Below are 24937 nucleotides of genomic sequence, written 5' to 3'. Positions count from 1 at the left end.
ATAACGAAGAATACTTAATTTAATTAAATACTCTTAATACCTATTATGAGGATGGTTGGATATTTTTCAATCAAATTGTGTAACAAAAAAAAGAGAGCCGAAGCTCTCTTTTTTCGTATTTTAATTAGTGACGTGCTGCTTTTGAACCTTCCACCGGTTTTACAATCGGTGTTTTAGGTAAAGGCTTTGGCATCGAAACTAATGCTAAAGGTAAGATGTCATCAATACTTTTCACAGCTTTGATTTCTAAACCTTCTTTAACATTGGCTGGAATTTCTGCCAAATCACGAACGTTATCTTGTGGAATAAATACAAGTTTAATTCCACCGCGGTGTGCTGCAAGAAGTTTTTCTTTTAAGCCACCAATACGCATTGCACGACCACCTAAGCTTGTTTCACCAGTCATTGCAATATCAGGACGAATCGCAATACCTGTAAATGCTGATACAAGCGCAGTTGTTAATGCTAAACCAGCAGATGGACCATCTTTTGGTGTTGCACCTTCTGGTAAGTGAACGTGTACATCAGTTTCTTCAAAACGAGAAGCTTCAATACCTAGCTCATCGGCACGTGTGCGTACTAAAGTCATTGCTGTGGTAATAGACTCTTTCATTACGTCGCCGAGTGAACCAGTTGTAATGAATTTACCTTTACCTTTGACAGCTGCAACTTCAATAGTAAGCAACTCACCACCTACAGATGTCCAAGCTAGACCATTTACGCGGCCTACTTGCGCTTCATCTTCTGCAATACCAAAGTCAAACTTGTGTGGACCTAAGTATTCTGGAAGATTGGCAGAAGTCACATCAAGTTGTAAGTTTTTAGACTTTTTACTTACTGCTTCTTTTACCACTTTACGCGCAATTTTAGACACTTCACGTTCTAAACTACGTACACCAGCTTCACGTGTATAGCGCTGAACAATGTCACGAATCGCTTCTTCATGAATTGTTAACTCTTTTGCACGCAGACCATTGTTCTTAATTGCTTTTGGAACAAGGTAACGTTCAGCAATGTTAACTTTTTCATCTTCGGTATAACCCGGTAGACGAATAACTTCCATACGGTCAAGCAATGCCTCAGGAATGTTCATGCTGTTTGCAGTACAGATAAACATCACTTCAGATAGGTCAAGATCAAGATCTAAATAGTGATCGTTGAACTTACTGTTTTGTGATGGATCTAATACTTCAAGCAATGCAGAAGCAGGATCACCACGGTAGTCTTGTGCCATCTTGTCGATTTCGTCGAGTAAGAACAGTGGGTTCTTCACGCCAACTTTTGTTAAAGACTGCACGATTTTACCTGGCATCGCACCAATATAAGTACGACGGTGACCACGAATTTCAGCTTCGTCACGTACGCCACCGAGTGCCATACGAACAAACTCACGACCTGTTGCTTTCGCAACTGATTCACCAAGCGAAGTTTTACCTACACCAGGAGGGCCTACTAAACATAGGATAGGACCTTTGAGTTTTTTAACACGAGACTGAACAGCTAAGTATTCAACAATACGATCTTTAACATCATCTAAGCCGTAATGATCTGTATCAAGAATCTCTTGAGCTTTCGCAAGGTTAATGCTGACTTTGCTCGCTTTATTCCACGGCGTATCTAAAATTACTTCTAGATAGTTTCGTACAACAGCCGCTTCACTAGATGCAGGTTGCATTGCTTTAAGCTTACGGAACTCAGCTTCAGCTTTTTTACGTACGTGTTCAGGTAAATCAGCTTCAGTAAGACGTTTTTCTATTTCAGCAACGTCATCTTCAGCGCCACCATTCATGTCAGAAAGTTCACGTTGAATGACTTTCATTTTTTCATTTAGAAAGTATTCACGTTGGTTTTTTTCCATTTGGCGTTTTACGCTGTCATGCAAAGTTTGTTCAATTTGCTGTTCGGCAGATTGATTAACCAAGTAGCTCATAAGCTCTTGCAAATGTGCTTCAAATTCATCGTGCTCTAAAAACTTCTGTTTAATTTCAATATTTAGAGGTACACGTGTTGCCACGAAGAACATAAGCTGTAGCAAGTCTTCAATTTTATTAGCAGCTGCAACGAGTTCACGTGCATTACGTAATTTTGCTTCAGCATATTGAGCAAATAAATTACGCAACTCTTGTAAACGAGTCTCTTGAGTAGCTTTATCTACGTTAATTGTCATTGGACTTAAGCTATGCTCAGCAGTCAAATGGCTATCTTCATCGATAATTTTTTCAAGCTTAGAGCGCTGTAACCCTTCAATCAGTACTTTGATACAGTTTTCATCATTCTCATGATTTACGACCTGAACAATCTTAGCGACAGTTCCGTACTGATAAAGGTTATCGTGATCAATATCTTCTGTAAGCGAATCTTTTTGCGCAACTACAAATACTAAATTGTCACTGTTACGAGCCACATCAACTGCATTGATCGATTTTTCACGACCCACGAATAACGCAATTTGCATGTGTGGGTACACCACTACATCACGTAACGCTAAAAGTGGTAATACACTTGGAACCTGAGGCTCTAAGTCAGTTTTTTCATTCATAATAAGTTCAGACATGGGCACTCCTAATGAGTGACAACGAGGTTGCCATGTTTTTTATAGTGATGTGTATTTCAAAAATTACAAGGGCCTCTCTATAGAAAATGTGGAAAAAATGACTAATTTGGTCAACTTTTTTATTAAAATATTATGAATCAACGGATTAATTCTTAAGAAGAATAAAATTTTGTAGAAAGGATAGGTAATTTAGCTTAATAATTATGAAATATTCATATAGTAAAAAAGACGTTTGGATGGAAAATAACCATTTTCTTATGTCGTTTATCGGCATTGTATAATTAACAATAATGCAAAACTTATTTAATATTGAACATTAAATAGCCGTGTTACTATAAGTTGGTAAATCGGTCTGTCACGTAGAAGTAACCATCCTTAGGGTGGTTACTTTTTCGTTTTAAGGGACTAAAAAGTAAAAGGATATATTTTAAGTTTTATAAATTTTCATATAAATATTATCTTTTAAAACAATAAATATGTTGAGGGGTGAGTAAAGCATCTAAGGGTTGATCCCAGCTTTGACGTTTTAAAGTATGCTCAATAAATTGAAATTGATGAGCCATTCCCAAACGATAAGGCTTATGTTTTGCACTAGCCAATGTACGGTCATAATAGCCGCCTCCCATACCAATACGCGTACCGTATTGATCACAAGCTAAAAGTGGCATTAACAGTAAATCAAGTTTTGATACATGTTTTCCTCTTGTTGCCATGGGTTCTTTCATACCCAATGGATGATGAGAAAAACGTCGATTAAAATATTGGTTTCTAGATATTTTTACCCAAACTAAATGTTGATTCATAGAACAAATCATAGGTAAATAAACTTGTTTATTTTTTTGAAAACATAACTTTATGATCAGATCTGTATGAACTTCTCCGAAGGCGTGCAGGTATAAACCAATTTTTTTTGATGAATGAAAAATAGCAAGACTGTTTAAATGACGCAGAACATTAAGCTGAGCTTTTTTTTGCTCTAAGGGGGACAAAGAGCGCCTTTTAGATCTTAAATTTTTTCTAATAAAACTAAGTTCATTCATGTGTAAATCTAACAAAGATTTGAGGTCTGTCGAGCAAAATTATACCTATTTTTCTTAAGTTTTATGGAAATAGAGGACTAATTAAGAAATAACTTTAAATTTACTTGATGCGAAGTATGTTCTTTAGCGATAAAAAATTCTATTTCTTTACGTATTACCAGTATTTATTTACATTTAATCAGATAAGAATATTTAAAAGGATGAATGTGAAATTGTTAAGCCTATGAAGTTAAAAATTTTAACCATTACAATAAGCGCCGTATTGATGCTAGGCGGGTGTACAAAACAAACAGAACCTGAAGCTGCTGAAGTTGACTATAAAGCTCAATTTGAAGAGTCTGACCGTAAAATTGGAGAGTTTTTAGATCAACTGGATAATCCGAATACACCACAAGAAGTTAAAGTCAAAATCTTGTGCCATGATTATCCTGAGGTTTATAAGACCCAATATATGCCTGCATTAATTAAAATTTCACCTAAACCTTATACCGAAGAAAAATTATTGTCAGATTTGAAGAGTGCAACTGATTACTACAAAGATGCCTTTGCAATTCGGTGTAACCAATAATTAATTGATGTTTTTAATCTCAAAAAATCCGATAAGTGTGAATTGATTGGCATTATTAAGTTGTGGTAAATTTCATTTTGTCTTTATAGTTGTTAATTTAGGGGGGGCTAGATATGGAAATCTTGAAATTCTTACAGAGTTTTAATACGGTTGGTACTTACTTAACGATTGCTTCAACTGTTTTAGCTGGACTTATTATTTATTTTTATGTGATTAATCCAGCGTAATCTTTTAAAAAGAAATAGTAAGAAATCTTCTATTTCTTTTTTTATAATTAAATTTTGTTATAAATTTCAAACTATAAAAATAAGGTAGGGTCATGAAGTTTAAATTATTTTTTCTTGGTTTTTTAGCTTTAGGATGTCATGCCGACGACAATGTAAGTGATCCTGATATTTGTAATGTAGTAAAAAAAGTCGCTTATACTGTCATGGAAGCACGTCAACAAAAAGTTCCATCTCAAGATCTGCAACAGATAGCGAATGGTCTGGAAGATCCAAAAGCCAAACAACTTTACCAAGATCTAATTAATTCGGCTTACTCTGCCAAAGTATTTAGAACCAGTTTCTTTAAAAGAAAGGCAATAGAAGATTTTCAAACAGGCTGGTATGAAGAGTGTCTGAGTAGAAATAAAAAATAATATTAGAGAGGGCGGAGTAGATTAATCAGCTAAGCTGCAATTTAATGTTTAAAAAGAAAATTTTAGACTGAAAGGTCTGTATGGAGAGCTAAATTAAAATAAATATTTTGAATTTTTCTTAAAGCTAAAACTAAATGCTCCGAAGATGCCGCTGCATGTGTCGTTACCCTGAACCCGATGAGTTCAAGGTGGACGCGACGTATACTTGCTGGGTTTCCTACACGAGGGTAGGCATACACTCTAAATATACAGAACACATCCATAAGTTTAAGTATCGGCAGGGGAATAGACCCGCTGGCGAACATCCCAGAGACAGTTTAAGTATAACCGATCTGACCATGTTGGCAATCACCTAAACCTCTGGAACTGTAAACTTAGTTTGCGTTTGATGAAGCTTTGTACATTAACAGGCATAAAGTAATTTCAATTACACTTAATAGTGCCAATAAAAAACGCCTTGCATCTATTATTCATAGAGCAAGGCGTTTTTGTATAGATAATTTATTTAAACAATTTGTTCAACATCATCCAATATCGTTTGCAGTAAACGTTCACAGTGAGTGTATTCTTGCAAAGACTTATTAAGGCTCAGTACTTCTTGAGTCAATTGTAGAGCAACCATAATGACCAGTTTGTTGTGCTCAACACGTGGAGCACTACGACGCATCTCATTAAATTTCTCATTGAGAAGTTCTGCTGCGCGTTCAAGTTCATCTTTTTTGTCTAAAGTAGTCGCGAGTCTAAAGGTCTGCTCAATCAGCCTAAGCTCTACCATGACTTGTTCACTCATGATTGGGTCTCCTCACCAGTTTCAGCATTAGGATGGGCAAGCTGCTGAATTTCTTGAGCATGCTGATCTTGAGCAGTGCCTAAAATTCCTAAACGTTGAATAATCGCTTCAACTTTTGATTTAGCAAGCTCATTTTTTTGTAACAAACGATCACGATCTTGTTGTAAATCATGAAGCTCTTGTTGAGTTTGGCGCTGGTGGGCTTGTAACTTTTCTTTTGCAACACGTAATTCATTACGTTCGGCAAGAATTTCTTGAAAACGATTTTTTAAATCAGTCGTACTTTTTTCTAATCGGCTATAACGTTCCGCAAGTGTGTTAGCATCCTGATTCAACTGTTGAAATTGACCTTTTAACTGAGATAGTTGCTCAGTTACCGACTCAATTTCCTCTTGTTTTTTAGTGATAATACTATTTTTTTGCACAACTTGTGCGTGATGCTCTGTTTCAGCCAGTTCTTTAGCTTCTGAGAGTGCCGCATGTTCACTCTCTAAATGATGTAAGCGTGTTTTTAATACGCTAATATGCGCTTGTAGCCGCTGTAATTGTTCTAACATAACGAGGTCGCACAGAATTGCAATCAAAGGTAATATATACAAAGTATAGAGATTGGATAAACGAATGCAAGACGATATTTCAGGCTGGACAGATTGGAACGCTCATTTTGAAGGAATTGAAGAAATTTCAAGCCCTAGTGAGTTACATGGTCTATTAACAGGTATTGTTTGTGTGACAGAAGCGCCAACGCGTGAACAATGGTCACAAATTTTAACAACCCTTAATGTGCCAGAGTTAAGTGAAGATGCTCTAACGCTTTTAACTGATGAAGCAGAAGATGTTATTCATGCGTTATCTGAAGATGAATTAGATTATTTACCTATGCTTCCTGACGATGACCATCTACTTCAAGAGCGTGTACAAGCTTTATCAGATTGGTGTGCAGGCGTTGTATTAGGTTTTGGATTGGCATCGGGTCATATTCGTCCAGATGAACTTGAGTTGATTGAGAACCTTCAAGATATTGCAGCAGTCGAATTTGAAGACTCTGACAATGATGAAGAAGGTGAAAGCAGCTACGAAGAGTTATATGAATTTGTACGCTTAATTCCTGTAAGTTTGTCTATTGGCAGAAAAAAAATTACTGTAGCTGAAAGTTCTTTATTGAAAAAATTTCATGCAAAAAGTAAATCTGCTGCTGTAGACACAGAACAAAATATTGTAGAAATGTTTACTCCACATCGCCCAAGCTAATTGAGGCGATGTGTTATTGGTTGTATTTTATTTTTTGACTTTAAAATTCTAAATCAAGTAGATCATTATGAAATTGCCTCAAGCTGATTTTCGACATCGTAGAGACCGTTTGGCAGAAAAAATGGGTCCAAACAGCATTGCAATTATTGCAACACGTGAGGAAATGTACCGTAATCGTGATGCGGATTATAAATTCCGTGCCGATAGTAGTTTTTTCTATTTGACGGGCTTTGCTGAGCCTGAGGCAGTTGCTGTCATTGAAACCTTCGACGATGAAGAATATAGCTATAGTCTTTTTTGCCGTGAACGTAATCGCGAGATGGAAATCTGGAATGGTTTTCGTGCCGGAGTTGATGGTGCAGTTGAAGACTACGATGCTGATGAAGCATATGTAATTGATTTGCTTGATGAAGAAATTATTGAAAAATTATTAAATAAAGAGCGTCTTTATTATCGGATTGGGCACGATGCTGAGTTTGACGCGCGCGTGAGCCAGTGGATTAAAAAAGCAGATGCCGAGCACCGACATGAAAACGCTCCCGCTCAATTGCTACAGCTCGACCGTATTGTTGATGAAATGCGTTTAGTTAAGTCACCACAAGAACTTGAGCTAATGCAAATTGCTGCAAATATTAGTGCTGAAGCGCATACGCGTGCGATGCAAACGGTACACCCAGAAATGATGGAATATGCTCTTGAAGCTGAACTCAATTATATTTTTGGGAAAAATGGTTGTGTTCCGTCTTATAACAGTATTGTAGGCGGTGGGGCTAATGCTTGTGTTTTACATTATGTTGAAAATAACAAGCCACTCAAAGATGGTGATTTAGTCTTAATTGATGCTGCATGTGAATATGAATTCTATGCTTCGGATATTACCCGTACTTTTCCGGTCAATGGTAAATTTAGTGCTGAGCAAAAAGCATTATATGAAGTTGTATTGGCTGCCCAATATGCAGCGATTGACGCAGTTCGTATTGGTAATTCATACCGTGAACCTCATGAAATAGCAGTTAAAATTTTAACTGAAGGTCTAGTTAATTTAGGTTTGCTCAAAGGTGATGTTAACGAACTCATTGAAACCGAAGCATATCGTCAGTTTTATATGCATGGCACAGGTCATTGGCTAGGAATGGATGTACACGATGTCGGGTCTTACAAAAAAGGAGAAGACTGGCGTCAATATGAAGAGGGTATGGTCATTACAGTTGAACCTGGTTTATACATCGCACCAGATGATGAAACTGTAGATGAAAAATGGCGTGGTATTGGTATCCGTATTGAAGATGATGTGGTCGCAACTTCGAAAGGACCACGAGTTTTAACTGCTAATGTGGTTAAAGATATTGCAGATATTGAACATTTAATGGCGCAAGCTAAAGCATAATTAAACGTATTCGCCAAAGGAGCAAAACTCGATGCAACAACAAGTGATTATTGTAGGTGGGGGAATGGTGGGTTTGAGCCTTTCACTCATGCTCGCGAAGGCTAATATTGCGGTAAAGCTATTAGAAGCTGTGAAATACCCAAACTATGATGATCAAAATGTTGCTCCTTACCATTCGAGTTTTGATGCGCGTAATACGGCTTTATCGCGTCGTAGCGTACAGATTTATCAGAAGCTAGGGTTATGGGATGCATTACAGCAACATGCGACCCCAATTTTGCAAGTCCACATTACTGAGCAAGGCAGTTTTGGTAAAGCACGTTTAATTGCAGAACAAGAGAAAGTCGAAAGCTTTGGTCAGGTAATTGAAAATGCTTGGCTTGGTCGTGTGTTGTTAACTCAAGTGCGTCAGCAACCTTTGATTGAACTCATTGATGGTGTACAGGTTACCGCTTTAACTCAAGATGCCGAGCAAGTACATATTCAAGCTTTGCGTGGTGAGGAAACTTTAAAACTTGAGTCAAAATTATTAATTGCAGCTGATGGACGTGATTCTTTTTGTCGTCAGGCAATTGGCGTGGGTGTGGATGTTCACGATTATGATCAGGTTGCAATTGTGACTACGGTTCAGACATCCAAACCACATGAACAGATAGGTTTTGAACGGTTTAGCGCATTAGGTCCTTTAGCCTTATTACCGTTACCGGGTGAGTACCGCCGCTCAGTGGTATGGCCTGTGAAAAAAGGCACTGAAAATGAATGGTTGGGCGATGAAAATGACCAGCACTTTTTAAGTGCCTTGCAACAAACTTACGGCGACCGAGCGGGTAAATTTGAAAAAACAGGTAAACGTTTTAGCTATCCACTTTCGCAAGTGCTTGCACATAAACAAGCTGTGGGCCGCGTTATTTTAATGGGTAATGCAGCACACACAATTCATCCGGTTGCAGGGCAAGGTTTTAATTTGTGCTTACGTGATGCAGATGTTTTAGTACGTTATTTAGTGAACCAATTAACTACTTCTGATGATTTAGGTAACCCTGATAACTTACTGGCCTATGAGCAAGCTCGTTTATCAGATCAGCAGCGCGTAATTAAGTTCTGTGACACTGTAGTTCGTGGTTTTAGTAACCAAAATCCATTATTAAAATTAATTCGTAATACGGGATTAATTGCGTTTGATGTCATTCCAGGTGTAAAACCATTGGTGGCTAACTATGCAATGGGGTTAAAAGCATGAGTGAAGTGTTGGATGTCGTCATTGTTGGTGGTGGATTGGTTGGTGGTTTAACTGCTTTATTACTTGCGCAAGGTGGCGTACAACCCACAGTGCTTGATGCGGCTCCGGTGCTTGATGTTGAGAAAACATTAAGCGTGATGAATCCACGTGTTTTAGCACTTAGCCAAGCGACCATTCATTTGCTTAAAACGGTAAATGTTTGGGATGATCTCGCACGCCAAATGCCTTATACAGGCATGCAGGTCTGGAATCTTAATGGCTACGGTGAAATTAATTTTGGTCAAGACTCTGCACGTCAGCCTTTAGCTGAGCAAGCCTTGGGTTCTATGGTGGAGCCCAGTGTACTGAATGTTGCTATTCAGCAAAAAATGTTGCAGCAGCTTACAGATTACCGTACTCAAGTTCGTGTTACACGTATTGAACAGGGTGTTGGATGTTGGCATATTCAATTAGCAGATGGTACTACACTTAAAACTAAACTGCTTATTGGTGCAGATGGTGCGAATTCATTTGTGCGCGAACAGGCTTTTATTGACCTTGATGTACTAGATTACAAACAAGCAGCCATTAGCTGTGCAATCAGAACAGCAAAGCCTCATCATTATGTTGCCCGCCAAATTTTCCTACCTACTGGACCTTTGGCATATTTACCAATGGCAAGTCTTGAAGAAACGGAAAATGGATATTGGCAATCGATTGTCTGGACACTACCAGATGATTATGCCGATGAATATTCAGCTTTAAACGATGCCGCCTTTATGCAGCTTTTAACTCAAGAAAGTCAACACATGTTGGGTGAGGTGTTAGAGGTTCGTTCAAGAGCACAATTTCTGCTCAAAGCTCGCGCTGCAAAACAATATGTAAAAGCAGGTTTAGCTTTGATTGGTGATGCGGCACATGTGATTCACCCACTTGCTGGGCAAGGGGTAAATATTGGCTGTCTTGATGCCGCAGTACTGTGTGATGTATTGCTTCATGATTTAAACCGTGGAGTATGGGCTCATGAGCAAACTTTATTGCGCTATGAACATCGCCGTAAAGGTCAGAATGATGCAATGATGCATAGCATGTCGGCAATTGGTTGGCTTGAAAGTAGTGAGCTATTTCCAGTCGTGTGGGCTCGCAATATGGGGCTTAAGCAAGTTGAGCTGACTCCGGTTTTAAAAGACCGATTTATGCAACAAGCAAATGGTTTAGGGGCTTTACAAAGTACCCGCTATAGGCATTAAAATATTTACTGGGTCTATACTCTACTGAGTGAATTAAATACCAGTAGATATTTTTTGAACAATCATTTATATATCATTACCAATTTGGTCATAAAAGATACGGAATTGACCAATTTGGCTCTTTGCTAAATGCAAAGAGATTGCTAAATTTCTGAGGTCTTGGAACCATAGCGATGATGCAATAAAAATCATTGTGGGGAGTGTGAAATGTCAGATATCAATGATTATGAAGATGCAGAAGATTCTGCTGTAGATGAAGATGAAGCGAAAGCAGCCGAAAGCGGTGCAGCTGATGAAGAAGCAGGCAGTTTGAGTGATACTGACCTTGCTGAGGCAGAAACGCTGACTGTAACTGCTAAACAGAAACAGCGCCAAGCGTTGGAAGATGAAGTTGCTGCATTTTTAGCTCGAGGGGGTAGAATTACCGAAGTTCCTCCTGATGAACATAGCGACCATTAATCTTAAAAAAGCATCACATGAGTGGTGCTTTTTTATTTGTATGAACTTATCAAAATAGGTTTAAGGCGAGCTTTGCAGTTCTTTTAAAATCCCACATTCATCTACTGTTCGATTGGTAGAGCAGTGCTGTTTTAAATCAATTAAAGATTCTTTCAAAAGTAATAAACGTTCAATTTTTTCAGATACTTCATTTAAGTATTTATCTACTAAATTATCAATTTTTGTACATGCCTGTTTAGGCTGAGTTTTCATTTCTTTTAACGTTTTAATATCACTGAGTGATATATCTAATTCGCGGCAATGCTTAATAAACAATAGGTCGTTGAGGGTCTGCTCGGTATAAACACGATAATTATTTTCTGAACGTTGGATACGGTCCAACACACCTACTTTTTCGTAATAACGGATTGTATCAATTGGAACATCCGCTTTTTTTGATAATTGACCAATAGAAAGACTCATAAGGCTTGACTCTGGAGCTACTCAAGGGTTTTTAATCACTATAAAAGAGTTCTTGAGGAAATAAAATGGCTGGATGTGGTTGTGCTTCAACATGTTCTCCTTCAAAAAAAGTGAGTCCGCGTTTTAGAAAAGCGTTATGGATTGCTTTAGTGATCAATGCGTTGATGTTTGTGGTAGAAATATTGGGCGGTTATAAGGCTCAATCTGTTTCGCTATGGGCCGATGCATTAGATTTTGCCGGAGATGCAGCAAATTATGCATTATCTTTAGTTGTGCTTTCGATGAGTTTATATTGGCGCGCAACAGCTGCATTACTTAAAGGAATAACGATGGCAGCTTTCGGTATTTTTGTTATTGCAAAAGTGGTCTGGTCGTATTTTTATGGCGTTTCACCCGAACCAATGGTCATGGGAGCAATTGGCGTGATGGCTTTAATTGCTAACGTTTCAGTCGCGCTTATGCTCTATGCGTACCGTGATGGAGATGCCAATATGCGTTCAGTTTGGCTCTGTAGTAGAAATGATTCTATTGCCAATATTGCTGTGATTTTAGCAGCCGTTGGCGTATTTGGAACAGGGAGTGTATTTCCAGATTTATTTGTTGCCTTTGTAATTGCTTACTTGGGTGTGTCTTCTGGTTATGCTGTCATAAAACAGTCTCAGCAAGAAAGAAGACAGTCAAAACTGGTGTTGGGTTCTCAAGCATAATTTTGAGCGCATAAAAAGTACCATTCAGACATGGTACTTTTTACTGTTTGAATGCATTAGATGAGAAGTGATATTGCAATACTCCACATAACACAACCAATAATGAAATCTAAGATTTTCCATGCTTTAGGATTGATAAATAATGGTTTTAATAATCTTGCGCCATAACCTAAACTGAAAAAGAAAATCCAAGAGGCAACAATGCTGCCCAAAGCAAAACTAATTTTGTCTTCTAGTTGGGTTGCAACTGAACCAATCAGAACAATGGTATCCAAATAGACATGTGGGTTAAGCCAAGTAAAGGCGAGACAGGTCACTAGTGCTTGAGTTAAAGTCTGTTTCTGGCTGTTATCAAGCTCCATACTCTGGGTGGTTTTTAAGGCAGCATAGAAAGCTTTCGCACCGTAGACCAATAAAAATGTTGCCCCTAAATATTTAGCGACCGTAATTAAGATGGGTGATGCTGTCATGATTTCGGCAAAACCTAATACACCAAAAGCGATTAAAATCGAGTCGGACAGCGCACAAATTAAACATAGCCAAAATACGTATTGCTGTTTAAGACCTTGTTTTAGAACAAAAGCATTTTGAGCTCCAATTGCTACAATAAGCCCGCTACCAATACCGAATCCTTTAAAAAATATACTAAGAGAGAACATAACAATAAGATGAAAAAATCAGATGTGGGAATTATCTGACTTTTTATTAAGAAATAAGTAAAATTAAGAATATTTAGGTCTGGCTAAAAAAAATTTAGGTTTGATATGTTAGATAGCAAACAGTGTGAAGCCTTTCTTGCAGTCGCAGAAGTGGGAAGTTTTGATGCAGCAGGTGAGCATTTATATATTACGCCCTCGGCAGTATCTTTACGTGTGCAAGCTTTGGAAAAGTATTTAGGCCAAATTTTAATTATACGTGGGCGGCCATGTGCACTTACACAAGCTGGGCAAACGTTATTGCAACATTTACGTCATACGAGATTAATGGAGCAAAACTTATTACAAGGTTTGATGGGGAAATCATCGGAATCGGAATTCTATAAAATTGCTCTAGCGTCCAATGCAGATTCGCTAGCGACTTGGCTTTTACCGAGCATTCAGCAAACACTTTTTAAAGAAAAAATAGTCTTAGAACTAAAAATTGATGATCAATCGCATACGCATACTTTATTAGAAACAGGACAAGTCAACGCGTGTATCTCGGCAGAAGAGCAGGTCATGTCAGGTTGTTTAGCTCAACCACTCGGAAAAATGCGTTATAAAATGTTGGCTTCGGCTGAATTTGCTGCTGATTGGTTTAAACATGGCGTAAACCGAGAAACTTTAAGAAATGCACCAGCTGTCATTTTTAACCATAAAGATCTTATGCATTCAGAGGTATTACTGAAATATTATGGGTTGCCTTTGCAGAGCTATCCTTACAGTTTTATTCCAGCTACAGATGCCTTTGTGAAAGCAATCCAATTGGGTTTAGGATATGGCATGGTTCCTGAACTACAGGTGCAATCTTTGTTAACCAATGGAACTTTAGTGGATGTTATACCCGAAGCTGAGCTCGACATTCCGTTATATTGGCACCATTGGAAAAGGCAGTCTAAGCAGTTAGATGCACTAACGGAGACTATTGTGGAGTCAGCGAAACACATATTGAGATAGTCTTTACATCTTTTTTCTTAAATGACGATTCGAAATATGCTGAATATAAAACTCTATATCTTGTTCTAAATAACCTAAAAGTTGTCCAACTCTTCGTTCAAGTTCTATACATTTTTCAAAATTAGTTTCTTTAAATAAAGTTTCAATACACATCATGAGTTCATTTAAATCTGCTAAAGTTGCATCTTTATAGATCAGCATAATTGAAAAGGGTAAAGGTAGAGAAGTTTCGATATCTTCACTCAGCATTGATAAAGTACCTCGTTCGAGATGCTTTAAAAAACTGATAGGTAGGATTTCATAGAAATAAGCGATAGATTTCTTGCCTGAAAGTAATAATTCTAGTTCTTGCCCTTCATGGGGGCCAAGTTTGCCTATTTGTTGAGTCATATTAGTACTCTTATTCTTATATTTTATTATGCAAAATTAACAGATGGTGATGACAAAGAGTCTGTGTCATCACCATATCTAATTAAAAAATTAAGATTGAGTTAACTCGAGCGCACGTTGATAAGCGACTTTTTTCTTAATTCCTGTTAAATCAGCAGCAAGTTGAGATGCAGCTTTAACAGATAAGTCTTGAAGTAAACGCTTTAACAGTTCATCTAGTTTTTCTTGTTCTAGATCTGTTTTTGCAGCTGCACCACCCACAACCACTACAATTTCACCTTTTTCTTGGTTGTGATCATTTTCAATGAAGCTGACCAAATCTTTTAAGGTCATTTTTTTGATGGTTTCAAAGGTTTTGGTAATTTCACGTGCAAATCCTACAGGACGGTCTTCACCAAATACCTGAGCCATATCTTTAATAGACTCTAAAATACGATGAGGTGCCTCATAGAAAATTAAGGTTTGGGTTTCATTTTTAAGTTTTTCTAATTGAGAAATACGTTGTGAAGCTCTAGATGGTAAAAATCCTTCAAAGCTAAAACGGTCACTTGGTAAACCTACCGCGCTTAAGGCAGCAATAGCAGCACATGCACCTGGCACTGGAACAACTTTAATACCGTTCTCTTGAGCAGCACGGACTAATTTAAAGCCTGGGTCACTGATGAGCGGTGTACCTGCATCACTAATTAAAGCAATGCTATCGCCCGCAAGTAATTTTTGGACTAACTGCTCAATTTTATTGCTTTCATTGTGATCATGACATGCAGTAAGTTGAGTCGATATATTATAGTGCTTAAATAATTGTGCTGATTGGCGAGTATCTTCGGCAGCTACAATAGAAACTGATTTTAAAATATCAATTGCACGGAAAGTCATATCATCTAAGTGCCCGATTGGGGTGGCTACAACAAATAACTGAGCACTCATTTGGTTTTACTCCGTACAGATAAACAATTTTAATCGGGTAGTTTACCCGAAATTATGATTTGGGCGTGAACAATGTCTGCTAGCTTGAGCTTTTCGAAAATGATCTGATTTTCATTTGTTCGATTTGGATCTGATATGTCAGATGAATTTAAGAAAATAACTTATTTATAAAAACATCTAGAGATGCTTTTCATTGGGGAAATTAAAAATGTTATTGGCGCAACAGTTGGGGAAATGGGCAGAGCAAACTGCTTTAAACCTTTTACAAGCACAAAACTATGTATGGGTCACAAGTAATTATCATTCACGCCGTGGCGAAGTTGATTTAATCGTCAAAAGAGGGCAAGAGTTAGTTTTTGTTGAAGTAAAAGCACGCACTATAGGAAATTATGGACAAGCTTGTGAAATGGTAACGTGGACAAAACAGAAGAAAATTATCAAAACTGCGATGCGTTTTTTACAGCGCTATCCATCTTATCAGGATTTTTATTGTCGTTTTGATGTGATTTGTTTTGATTTTCCACAGAAAATTGCAAAAACAGTACAGCATGACTTTTCAAAATTCCATTATGATCTGCAATGGATCGAAAATGCATTTACTTTGGATTAAGAGTTCATTACTCTTTTGAGCAAATTTAAGTCTGATGCTTTATGATCAAGCCAAGAAATTGATAGGAGTCTGGTGGAGTGTTAAACCGTATTGCTGTAACAATGCTTTGTGTCGCAAGTTTATCAGGTTGCGCAAGTTTTATTTCTGGTGGAACAGGCACAGCTCCAGTGGGCACAGATAGCGGTGTCCGCAGTCTAGGCCAAGTATTCATTGACTCTTCAATTAAACGTACGGCGAATATCAACATTTATAAACTTGATCAACGTTTCAAGCAGTCACGTATTAATATTGAAAGCTTCCACAGTACAGTTTTATTAACTGGCCAAGTGCCAGACCCGTACTTGAAACAATTGGCAGAAGACAATCTTAAAGCCATGAGTGATGTGAAAGCTGTACATAACTATATTACGGTGGGTAACAAAGTTAGCTATAACACCATCATGCAAGATGCGGGTGTAACAGCAAATACACGTGCTCTTTTAATGAAAGCGCCAGTTGTATCGGACAGTAAAGTACTTGTCCATACTGAAGATGGTGTTTTATATGTGATGGGCCGTTTAAATACTGCTGAAATTAATGATTTAAATAATGTGCTTCAAAATGTTGGTAACGTGACCAAAATTGTGACGCTCATTGATAATGTTGATTTGGCGCCTGCTCCAGCAGCGAGTACTGGTAGCACAACGACTACACCAATTATTAATAATGTCATTGCTCAGCCAACAGTTCAAACACCTGTTGCAATTGATCCTGACCAAACAGATCCTGCTTCGACTGCACAGTAATATATGAATCTGATTGAACAACTACAAAGCAAAATTGAACAGGCGCGAACTCTCTATAAAGAGTTCCGCCTGTATGATTTGGGGAGTTTTGCTTTAAACCGTTTTACGCCAAAAGATGGTTTTGAACAGGTTCCAAATGTTCGTTATGGGCTAAAGCCTCGCCACCGTTTGGATATTTATAGATCTGTTAAAAGGCTATCTCATCAACCTCTTATCGTGTTTGTGCATGGTGGGGCGTGGCAACATGGTAATAAACGAGATTACCTTTTTATTGGTGAGACCTTTGCCAAAGAAGGCTATGACGTTGCTGTGATTAACTATCAGTTAGCACCTAAAAATATTTTCCCAAGTTTTGTTGATGACCTGACTCAGGCATTGAATTATTTGCATCAAAACCAAGACAAGCTAGAAATCTCTACAGAAAATGTTGTGCTTATGGGGCACTCAGCAGGGGCATTTAATGTGATGTCTGCTGTTTATCATCCAAAACCCACCACTATTCAATGTTTGGGCAATATCAAAGCGATTTTTGGTTTAGCTGGACCGTATCATTTTGATTACAAGGGCGATCCACTGGCCGAAGATGCTTTTGACCAAAGTATTTCTTATCAAGAAGTGATGCCATACTATTTCGTCAATCAAAATAGTATTAAACATTACTTACTTATGGCTGAAAATGATCAACTTGTAGGCAAAGAAAATACTTTAGATTTGGACCGAGCTTTAAGACAAAGTGGAAATCACAGCCATATCGCTGTGATTCCTAAAACTGGACATATTACAATTTTGGCTAGTCTTTCTAGTTTTATTAGTCATTATTTTAGAACGAAAAGAACGATCTTACATTTTCTTGAAGAAGTGTTTTAAACGATAATCTCGTTTAAAACACGGCAGATTACCCAGCTTGGGTAATCTGCATAATCATTGAATGAGCAATACTGCCTTTAAAGGGAATTTCAGGTAATTGATCAATTTTGAAGAATTGTGCATCTGCAATTTCTTCTTCTTGCAGTTTAATTTCACCAGACTCATATTCTGCTCTAAACGCAACCATAAGGTTACTTGGGAAAGGCCAAGGCTGACTTGACATATATTGAACATTTTTGAGTCTTAGGCCTACTTCTTCAAAAGCTTCACGTTGTACAGCTTCTTCAAGCGTTTCACCGACCTCGACAAAACCTGCAATCAAACCATACATATTGGTTTTATTGTGGACTGACTTCGCTAGCAATATTTCATCATCACCTCGAGTAATGACCGTAATAATGCATGGGTTTACACGAGGGTATTGGTGATAGCGACAAGAAGGGCACACCATTGCATATTCAGTTGGATGAACTTCTGTTGGGTGTCCGCAGTGACTACAAAACTTATGATTGCGTCGCCATTCAAGTAATTGTACAGCGCGGCTTGCTTGCAAGAACTGTTCTTTCGACCAACTTGTAATGAGTTGACGAATTGGAACCAGTTGTAAGCCTTCGGGAATGGGTTCCTCAGCAAGCAAGTCACGTGCAATGACCTGCTCATCATGAGTGAAAAGTAAATCACTTGCTAACTTTTCGACTTTGGGTAGTTGAAGGTTTTGATCAACCAGTAATTGTTGATGATGAAAAATATAAGCAATTGATAATTCAGACATTAAGCTGCCTTTTCTTGAAGTTGTTGACTACTCGACAATGCTACATTAAACATGGATTGTAGAACAGGTTGTTTATTTTTTAAATTGTCAACCAACATGTCAAGGCCCGCTAATACGTTAAAAATACAGTGAATTTGGTCTGTATTAAAAGGCTGGTTTTGCTCAAGTTGTTGTTGAACAAATTGAGCAGTTTGAAGTAAAGCATCTTGTTGAATGGCACTTCCTAGGAATTCGGCCGCGCCTGCTAGCTCTTTTAGTGAACCTGCAATTGCTTCAATATTTTGTGTCTGATCATTTGCATATAATGTAAGACTCTGACAAATAAAATCAATTAGATTTTTTGTCTCGGTGAGTAAGGCTTGATGTGCCTCATCAAGGCGATCTAAAGAAATATTCGTATTGTTCACATTAAGTTGTAAGCGACTAGACGTATATTGGCGGACCAAAATACCAATTGAGTTCATGGCAGACAAAATGCTGTCCATAAGCTGCTGTGCATAGTTTTCATTACTTAATATATTGAGCTGACTTAAACTGCTCGCTTGTTGAGAAAGCTCAACTGAGGCTTCATCAAGGTTAAGTAGTTTGAATGTATATGCGAGCTGTAAAAGACTCGTTTGCAATTGTTGTGCTTTTTCAGTCGACATATTTTGATAGTTATATTCAATATCGTTACGCACTTTGTTCATTTCGCTCAAAATTAATTGGCTGACTGCGTGCATGGTGTCGAAATCAGGACCAAAAAGGTGGCGGCTTAAAACCAGTAGTTGCGTATCTGTCGGTGTTTCATCGCCTATATGAAGTTGGTTGCGAATATGGTGAGCAACCTCATCTTCTTGAGCGATAACTATACTTAAAATATCTGCAAGTGCAGGTAAATCAGGCTTGAAAGTTTCCGGCGTTGCTAAGAACTGACCAATATAACTTTCAACATTAATGAGTACACGTAGGCGTGAATCATTTAAAAGCAGGTTATCAATATGGTCGAAAGCATAATTTACGAGTTGCCAATATTGTTGGCTTGGCTGGTGTTTTGCCAAGCTGACCAAATAGGTACCGATCAGTTTAAAAGCCTGATAATGATGAGTAGCTTCAGTTTTATTTAAAAATTGATGTAGCGATAGTTTATAGAGTTGATGAATAAACTGAGTTTTTTCATTAATGAATACTTCTGGGAATGGAAGTTCAAGCGAAGCATTTGCAAGTAAAGGCGCAATCGCTTGCCCAGAAGAGGTCAGTGGTTTATTTAAAGCTAATTCTAAATTATTTAAGGTATTAAGAAGAAACTGAGGAACTTGTAATTCACGCAAGCAGATAAACTCAATATATCGTTTTACCATGGTCGTGCCTTCACTCAGCGCAACGACATCATCGGTATTAATTTGCGTTGGTTTCGCAATAATTTTTTGCATCAGCTCAGTTGAATATTGAGTGATTTTTGCAAGATAGGGGATATCAATTAAACGTAGGACTTGAGTGCATTGCTTAAATTGTTCTAATGCATCATCAATACCAAAAGGGAGCGTTTGTTCTTCAATTAAAGTGCTTACTGCACCTTCAACCAGTTTTATTGAGCGATCAATTTCATGTTTGATGATGAGTAAAGCTGTTGGATCGAAATGAATCGAAGTATGCTCAGACATAAACGTTCCCCTTTGAAAAAAAATCAATTGTTATATTCGTAGTGCTCGGTAATTTGAGCTAAAAATCTATGTGACTAATATAACTTAACTTACAAAGGGGAAAAGCTAAAAACGCTAAAGAATCAAAAATTTATTTTGCAAAAAGGCAAGGTTCTCCATGTTTTTTCTCAAATTCTTTGACCCAAGTCTCATGTGTATTTAGCTCTTCTTCAGAAGGGTAAATAACTGGTAGGTCAATTTGAATCCTAGTTTTATTTGTTGTGTTCTGGCTATTTTCACTTTGGGATAAGGCATCTATATCAAAAGAAACCTGTCCACCTGTCATTGCTAGGTAAACGTCTGAAAGAATTTCAGCATCGAGTAATGCACCGTGGAAGGTACGGTCACGTGCTGGAATTTCATAACGTCTTACAAGAGCATCAAGCGAGTTTTTTTGTCCAGGATGTTTGCTTTTTGCTAAAGCTAACGTATCTGTTACCTCACATACTTCGGAAAGCGCGGGAAGGCCAGCGCGTCTAAACTCCATATCTAGGAAGTTCATATCGAAGGTTGCGTTATGCGCAATAATCTCTGCGCCTTTTAGATAATCAAAGAGCGTGTCGGCAATTTCCGCATAGAGCGGTTTATCTTTTAAGAAATTATCACTGATACCATGGATATTTTCTGAGTCACCCACTGGTTTTTGCGGGTTAATATAAATATGAATTGAGCTACCGGTAAGTTTCCGGTTAATCATTTCAATAGCGCCCACCTCAATAATTCGGTCGCCATCTTGGAAATAAAAACCAGTGGTTTCCGTATCGAGAATCAGTTGTCGAGGCCCTTGTAATTGTAATTTGGCTTCAGTCACAACAATTTGAGGATGAATATTATTAATGGATTGCTTACTTTCTGGTTCAGCAGCTTCAACTTCAATAACTTCTTCTTCCACAATAATCATCTCAACTTCTTCGGGCTGTTCAAGATCAATATTATCTTCTTCGGCTACTTCTGCCATATCAAACCCAAAAGGGTCATCAAGCAACCAATCCTCTTCAGGCTTTTTTATATCTTGCAGAGCAGTCGCTTGAACTGTTTTTTTTTGAAGTGCGGTTTGATCGGCTCCGATATTTGCAAGCTCATCGGCCATTTCGTTGCCTGCATGTCCAGCATGGCCTTTAATCCAGTTCCACTCAATATTTCTACCTGCACATACAGCATCTAATTTTTGCCAAAGGTCAGGATTTTTTACATCTTTCCAGTTTTTCTTTTTCCAGCCATGAATCCATTCAGTAATGCCTTGCTTCACATAATTTGAATCTGTCCAGATAATTAAGTGAGCATCGGGTGGGCAAAATGAAACACCCTCAATCGCAGCAGTAAGCTCCATACGGTTATTGGTTGTCTCAGGTTCACCGCCAAATAATTTATGCTCACCCTGCTCGGTAATGACATATGCGCCCCAACCACCTAAACCCGGATTGCCACGACATGCACCATCAACATACAGTGTGATTGTTTGAGACATAAATCGAAACCTAAACTAAAAGAAAAAGAACTGAATATGGTGTATTGTATACGCAAAAAGTTCGGTTCCATCGTTACAAAGCAAGGTTTTTTTAATTTCTTGTAACATTTCCATGCAAATGACATCAAATTATTGCCTTGTCTATCTTGCACGCTTTACTACAATGGCATCGAAGACCTAGGGTTTGTGGCCAGACCCCAAAAAAATATTACGCGAGTTGTTTGGAAGTTTTTATGTATAAACCAACCACATTTGTGTGGCAGCCATCTGCGGCATCATTGTTCAAAATTACCGTACTTAGCTCTGCTTTAGCTGCGTTGGGTATTACAACAGGCTGTTCATCGACTCCGCAATCTGCAAAAACCTCAAAATCGAAACAGGTCAGTGGTGCAGGTTATTTAGATGCGAGTAGTCTTGACTCTTTGGAAGACTTACTTTCAGCAACCGATATGCGCGCTGTAGAAGGCGATCGTCTGCTTATTTTGAAGCATGGTGATGTCTGGAAGCGTATGTCTGTTGGTTTCAAAATGGACTTGAATCATTGGGATTCACGTATTGAAGCTCAGCGTAGCTGGTTTATTTCTCGTCAGCCTTACCTTGATCGCTTGAGTGCTCGTGCCAGTCGTTATTTGTACCATACTGTGAAAGAAGCTGAACGCCGTGGCTTACCGACAGAACTTGCATTATTACCGGTAATTGAAAGTTCTTATGACCCAGCTGCAACAAGTAGTGCAGCAGCAGCGGGCCTTTGGCAGTTTATTCCAAGTACTGGCCGTATTTATGGCTTAAAGCAAACAGGTATGTATGATGGGCGCCGAGATGTGGTTGAATCGACTCGCGCAGCTTATGAGTTTTTAGGAAGCCTTTATAACCAATTTGGTTCTTGGGAACTTGCATTAGCTGCTTATAATGCTGGCCCTGGACGTATTCAGCAAGCGATTAACCGCAACCAAGCTGCTGGTTTGCCAACTGATTATTGGTCATTAAAATTGCCTCAAGAAACAATGAACTATGTTCCACGTTTCTTAGCTGTTGCTCAAATTATTAAAAATCCAAAGGCTTATGGTGTAGAACTACCACCTATTGCAAATAGACCCCATTTCCGTGAAGTGACTTTATCTGCACCTTTAACGTTAAATGAAATTGCTTCTACAGCAGGATTAAGCCGTGCAGAACTTTATGCATTGAACCCAGGATATCGTGGTGAAGCAGTAGACCCTGCGAGTCCAATGCGTATTTTGATTCCAGCAGATTTAAGTCCTTCAATTGATAATAAATTAAAAGGGAAAAAAACGGGTGGTAGCTCAGGTTGGTGGGCAAATGCAACTTCACCATCTACACCTACAACTGTTAGTCCTTCTACTACAGTGACAACAAGAACAACACCAACCACACAAGTTCAGCCAGTTAAACCTTCTTCACCAGTGAAGAATACTTCAACGATTTCAAAATCTACACCACGTGGTTCAGATGCGTTAGCTGCTTTTGCAGCATCCGCGGATGTACCAAGTGCGCCGCGTATTCCTGTAGCTGTGACCAATGCAGCTAACATTACGAAGCCTGTTAAGATGGAGCCACCAATTTCGGCTGCAGAGCGCGAAAAGATTTTAGCGGCAGTTCGAGCTGAAGGTGAGAAAGAAACAGTTCAGCAAGCTTTAGAGCCACAACCAACACAAGCTGAAAAAGATCAGGTGGTTGCTGAATTAAAAGCAATTGCACCAAAAGGAACTGAAATTGTCGATCCGTATGATGGCAAAATTAGGTTAACTGCAATTCAGACGAGCCAGTCAGTTGCAGAGCAACAAGGTAAAGAGGTCAGTAGAGGTTTTGCTTACCCAAAAACTTTAGCTGAAGACGTGACCGTAGCGAACTCTGAGGACGGACAACGTAATAAAGACAAACCTTACATTAAGACTGATACTGATGTAGTGGTTGTACAGCCTAAAGGTAAGCGCAGTACTTATACCGTTTTACCGGGTGACACGTTGGCCGTTATTGCAATGAAAAATGGCGTAAACTGGCGCGATGTTGCGAAGTGGAACCAGATTGACCCTGAAAAGACGTTATATGTAGGTTCAACGCTTTACCTCTATGATGCTAAACCGCAAGAAACTCAACCAACATCGAAAAGTACAGCTAAACCAGATGTATATGTAGTTGAAGCTAATGACAGTTTAAGCGGTGTTGCTAATCAGTTTAATTTGTCAGTAAGACAATTGGCTGAATATAACGATTTATCAGTAACAGATGGTCTGTTTGTTGGGCAAAAATTACTGTTAAAAGAGCCGAAGAATAGTCGCTCAAGTACGAAAGTTGAGCCGAAAGCAGTTCAAGCAAATGCAAAGCGTATAGCAACGAAAAGTTATACTGTGAAGCGCGGTGAATACCTTAAATTAATTGCAGATCGTTATGCGCTCTCTAATCAAGAACTTGCTGAATTAACGCCAGGTTTATCGGCTGGTAGTAACTTGATGGCTGGCCAAAAAATTAATGTACCTACACAAGATATTTCTGTAGATGAAGTTGCTGAAACTAAAACTTCTAGTAAATCTGAGAAAGCTGCTGTTAGTATTTCTTATAAAACAGAAGGCTATAAAGTACAGCGCGGTGATACTTTATCGAGTATTGCAACGAAATCAAAAATTAGCCTAGCTGAGTTAGCCGAGTTAAATAACCTAAAAGCAAATAGCCATGTACAGCTTGGTCAAACGATAAAAGTACCAGCAGGGTTAAGTGTTCCAGAACAATACGTTGTAAAGTCGGGTGATAGCTTAAATGCGATTGCAAGTAAATATAACTTACAAACAGGTTATTTGGCTGACTTAAATGGTTTGTCTCGTACTGCTGGGTTACGTGCTGGTCAACGTTTAAAACTCACAGGTACAGTTGAAGAAGAAGCACCAACTAAGCCTTCTAAAAATACTAAAGAAGAAACACCAGAAACTTATACAGTTAAATCTGGTGATAGCTTAGGTAATATCGCTAACCGTTACCACTTACAGTTGGACTACCTTGCTTCATTAAATGGTCTTTCACGTACCAGTAGCGTTCGTGTCGGGCAACGTTTAAAGCTAACAGGTGATGTACCTACAGTAGAAACAGCTAAAGTAGACACCAAGTCTTCAACTAAAACAGTTGTGGCTGGTAAAAACACTGAAAGATATACTGTGAAATCTGGAGAGTCTTTAAATAGTATTGCGAGCCGTGCAGGCATTTCAGTTCGTGAACTTGCTGAAATGAATGCATTAAAAGCGAGTGCTAATTTACAGCGCGGTCAAAATATTGTGATTCCAAAAACTGTTGTGGAATACAAAGTGAAGCGTGGTGATACATTAATTGGTCTTGCTAGCAAATATGGTTTAGAAACCAATTTCTTGGCTGAGCTGAATAATTTGACACCTTCTACTCAGCTTCGCATTGGTGATGTTATTAAAGTGCCTAATTTATAAAATAA

25 protein-coding genes and 1 other RNA gene are annotated in these 24937 nt (G+C 38.4%); 14 read left to right on the top strand and 12 right to left on the bottom strand.

Going from position 1 to position 24937, the window contains the following annotated elements; genetic code table 11:
* Positions 1-124: 124 nt before the first annotated feature.
* Positions 125-2554, bottom strand: a complete 2430-nt coding sequence (gene lon / locus AOLE_RS14175) for an endopeptidase La (protein WP_005303397.1) — start codon at positions 2552-2554, stop codon at positions 125-127.
* Positions 2555-3009: 455 nt separating this feature from the next.
* On the bottom strand, positions 3010-3594 hold the full coding sequence (locus AOLE_RS14170) for a 5-formyltetrahydrofolate cyclo-ligase (RefSeq protein WP_035331474.1): 585 nt from the start codon (positions 3592-3594) through the stop codon (positions 3010-3012).
* A gap of 223 nt (positions 3595-3817) precedes the next feature.
* On the opposite strand from AOLE_RS14170, the gene AOLE_RS14165 reads away from it, so the two are divergent.
* The 3 genes from AOLE_RS14165 (at position 3818) to AOLE_RS14160 (ending at position 4802) form a co-directional block, all read left to right on the top strand.
* On the top strand, positions 3818-4162 hold the full coding sequence (locus AOLE_RS14165) for a hypothetical protein (protein WP_005303401.1): 345 nt from the start codon (positions 3818-3820) through the stop codon (positions 4160-4162).
* A 113-nt stretch (positions 4163-4275) separates the two neighbouring features.
* The gene (locus tag AOLE_RS20015; protein ID WP_004793930.1) at positions 4276-4389 is read left to right on the top strand and encodes a hypothetical protein; all 114 of its coding nucleotides are present in this window, start codon (positions 4276-4278) and stop codon (positions 4387-4389) included.
* A 92-nt stretch (positions 4390-4481) separates the two neighbouring features.
* Positions 4482-4802, top strand: a complete 321-nt coding sequence (locus tag AOLE_RS14160) for a hypothetical protein (protein WP_013198595.1) — start codon at positions 4482-4484, stop codon at positions 4800-4802.
* A gap of 132 nt (positions 4803-4934) precedes the next feature.
* On the opposite strand, the gene ssrS is transcribed toward AOLE_RS14160, so the two are convergent.
* The 3 genes from ssrS to AOLE_RS14150 all read right to left on the bottom strand — a co-directional run bounded on the left by ssrS (position 4935) and on the right by AOLE_RS14150 (position 6149).
* Positions 4935-5118: non-coding RNA, 6S RNA (gene ssrS, locus AOLE_RS20010), on the bottom strand.
* 189 nt (positions 5119-5307) lie between these two features.
* On the bottom strand, positions 5308-5592 hold the full coding sequence (locus AOLE_RS14155; protein ID WP_003652859.1) for a cell division protein ZapA: 285 nt from the start codon (positions 5590-5592) through the stop codon (positions 5308-5310).
* Positions 5589-6149, bottom strand: a complete 561-nt coding sequence (locus tag AOLE_RS14150) for a hypothetical protein (protein WP_003652857.1) — start codon at positions 6147-6149, stop codon at positions 5589-5591. The genes AOLE_RS14155 and AOLE_RS14150 overlap by 4 nt, the downstream gene beginning before the upstream one ends.
* Positions 6150-6213: 64 nt before the next feature.
* Between AOLE_RS14150 and AOLE_RS14145 the strand changes: the two genes are divergently transcribed.
* From AOLE_RS14145 to AOLE_RS14125, 5 genes are all read left to right on the top strand, one after another.
* Positions 6214-6843, top strand: a complete 630-nt coding sequence (locus AOLE_RS14145) for a UPF0149 family protein (protein ID WP_013198594.1) — start codon at positions 6214-6216, stop codon at positions 6841-6843.
* A 67-nt stretch (positions 6844-6910) separates the two neighbouring features.
* Positions 6911-8230, top strand: a complete 1320-nt coding sequence (gene pepP / locus AOLE_RS14140; RefSeq protein WP_004793925.1) for a Xaa-Pro aminopeptidase — start codon at positions 6911-6913, stop codon at positions 8228-8230.
* 31 nt (positions 8231-8261) lie between these two features.
* Positions 8262-9470 carry a 2-octaprenyl-6-methoxyphenyl hydroxylase gene (gene ubiH, locus AOLE_RS14135; RefSeq protein ID WP_013198593.1) on the top strand — a complete coding sequence of 403 codons (1209 nt, stop codon included), beginning with the start codon at positions 8262-8264 and terminating at the stop codon, positions 9468-9470.
* The gene (locus AOLE_RS14130) at positions 9467-10699 is read left to right on the top strand and encodes an FAD-dependent monooxygenase (RefSeq protein ID WP_013198592.1); all 1233 of its coding nucleotides are present in this window, start codon (positions 9467-9469) and stop codon (positions 10697-10699) included. Before ubiH ends, AOLE_RS14130 begins: the two co-directional genes overlap by 4 nt.
* 207 nt (positions 10700-10906) lie before the next feature.
* Positions 10907-11158, top strand: a complete 252-nt coding sequence (locus AOLE_RS14125) for a hypothetical protein (RefSeq protein WP_005303414.1) — start codon at positions 10907-10909, stop codon at positions 11156-11158.
* Between the two features lie 60 nt (positions 11159-11218).
* Here AOLE_RS14125 and AOLE_RS14120 read toward each other — a convergent pair whose 3' ends face one another.
* The gene (locus tag AOLE_RS14120) at positions 11219-11620 is read right to left on the bottom strand and encodes a MerR family transcriptional regulator (protein WP_013198591.1); all 402 of its coding nucleotides are present in this window, start codon (positions 11618-11620) and stop codon (positions 11219-11221) included.
* A 65-nt stretch (positions 11621-11685) separates the two neighbouring features.
* Between AOLE_RS14120 and AOLE_RS14115 the strand changes: the two genes are divergently transcribed.
* Positions 11686-12327, top strand: coding sequence for a cation transporter (locus tag AOLE_RS14115; protein ID WP_013198590.1), 642 nt, complete (start codon positions 11686-11688; stop codon positions 12325-12327).
* A gap of 56 nt (positions 12328-12383) precedes the next feature.
* Here AOLE_RS14115 and AOLE_RS14110 read toward each other — a convergent pair whose 3' ends face one another.
* Positions 12384-12986, bottom strand: a complete 603-nt coding sequence (locus AOLE_RS14110; protein WP_013198589.1) for a LysE/ArgO family amino acid transporter — start codon at positions 12984-12986, stop codon at positions 12384-12386.
* Positions 12987-13091: 105 nt separating this feature from the next.
* On the opposite strand from AOLE_RS14110, the gene AOLE_RS14105 reads away from it, so the two are divergent.
* Positions 13092-13982 (top strand): LysR family transcriptional regulator ArgP, encoded by an 891-nt coding sequence (locus AOLE_RS14105; protein ID WP_013198588.1) that lies wholly within the window; start codon positions 13092-13094, stop codon positions 13980-13982.
* Between the two features lie 3 nt (positions 13983-13985).
* Here AOLE_RS14105 and AOLE_RS14100 read toward each other — a convergent pair whose 3' ends face one another.
* Positions 13986-14372: a hypothetical protein gene (locus AOLE_RS14100; RefSeq protein ID WP_013198587.1), complete on the bottom strand. Its 387-nt coding sequence runs from the start codon at positions 14370-14372 to the stop codon at positions 13986-13988.
* 90 nt (positions 14373-14462) lie between these two features.
* Positions 14463-15299, bottom strand: coding sequence for a 16S rRNA (cytidine(1402)-2'-O)-methyltransferase (gene rsmI, locus AOLE_RS14095; protein WP_013198586.1), 837 nt, complete (start codon positions 15297-15299; stop codon positions 14463-14465).
* A 208-nt stretch (positions 15300-15507) separates the two neighbouring features.
* On the opposite strand from rsmI, the gene AOLE_RS14090 reads away from it, so the two are divergent.
* The 3 genes from AOLE_RS14090 (at position 15508) to AOLE_RS14080 (ending at position 17561) form a co-directional block, all read left to right on the top strand.
* Positions 15508-15909 carry a YraN family protein gene (locus tag AOLE_RS14090; protein ID WP_003652834.1) on the top strand — a complete coding sequence of 134 codons (402 nt, stop codon included), beginning with the start codon at positions 15508-15510 and terminating at the stop codon, positions 15907-15909.
* 77 nt (positions 15910-15986) lie between these two features.
* Positions 15987-16694 (top strand): BON domain-containing protein, encoded by a 708-nt coding sequence (locus AOLE_RS14085; RefSeq protein ID WP_005303429.1) that lies wholly within the window; start codon positions 15987-15989, stop codon positions 16692-16694.
* Positions 16695-16697: 3 nt separating this feature from the next.
* The gene (locus AOLE_RS14080) at positions 16698-17561 is read left to right on the top strand and encodes an alpha/beta hydrolase (RefSeq protein WP_013198585.1); all 864 of its coding nucleotides are present in this window, start codon (positions 16698-16700) and stop codon (positions 17559-17561) included.
* Positions 17562-17589: 28 nt separating this feature from the next.
* Here AOLE_RS14080 and nudC read toward each other — a convergent pair whose 3' ends face one another.
* The 3 genes from nudC to dnaQ all read right to left on the bottom strand — a co-directional run bounded on the left by nudC (position 17590) and on the right by dnaQ (position 21483).
* Positions 17590-18333 carry an NAD(+) diphosphatase gene (nudC, locus tag AOLE_RS14075; protein WP_013198584.1) on the bottom strand — a complete coding sequence of 248 codons (744 nt, stop codon included), beginning with the start codon at positions 18331-18333 and terminating at the stop codon, positions 17590-17592.
* Positions 18333-19976, bottom strand: coding sequence for a hypothetical protein (locus AOLE_RS14070; RefSeq protein WP_013198583.1), 1644 nt, complete (start codon positions 19974-19976; stop codon positions 18333-18335). The genes nudC and AOLE_RS14070 overlap by 1 nt, the downstream gene beginning before the upstream one ends.
* 130 nt (positions 19977-20106) lie before the next feature.
* Complete coding sequence (gene dnaQ, locus AOLE_RS14065) at positions 20107-21483, bottom strand: DNA polymerase III subunit epsilon (protein WP_013198582.1); 1377 nt, start codon at positions 21481-21483, stop codon at positions 20107-20109.
* Between the two features lie 233 nt (positions 21484-21716).
* On the opposite strand from dnaQ, the gene AOLE_RS14060 reads away from it, so the two are divergent.
* Complete coding sequence (locus tag AOLE_RS14060; RefSeq protein WP_013198581.1) at positions 21717-24932, top strand: lytic transglycosylase; 3216 nt, start codon at positions 21717-21719, stop codon at positions 24930-24932.
* Positions 24933-24937: the final 5 nt, after the last annotated feature.

The organism is Acinetobacter oleivorans DR1 (assembly GCF_000196795.1).
GTDB lineage: Bacteria > Pseudomonadota > Gammaproteobacteria > Pseudomonadales > Moraxellaceae > Acinetobacter > Acinetobacter oleivorans.
This window is presented reverse-complemented; position numbering and strand designations above follow the sequence as displayed.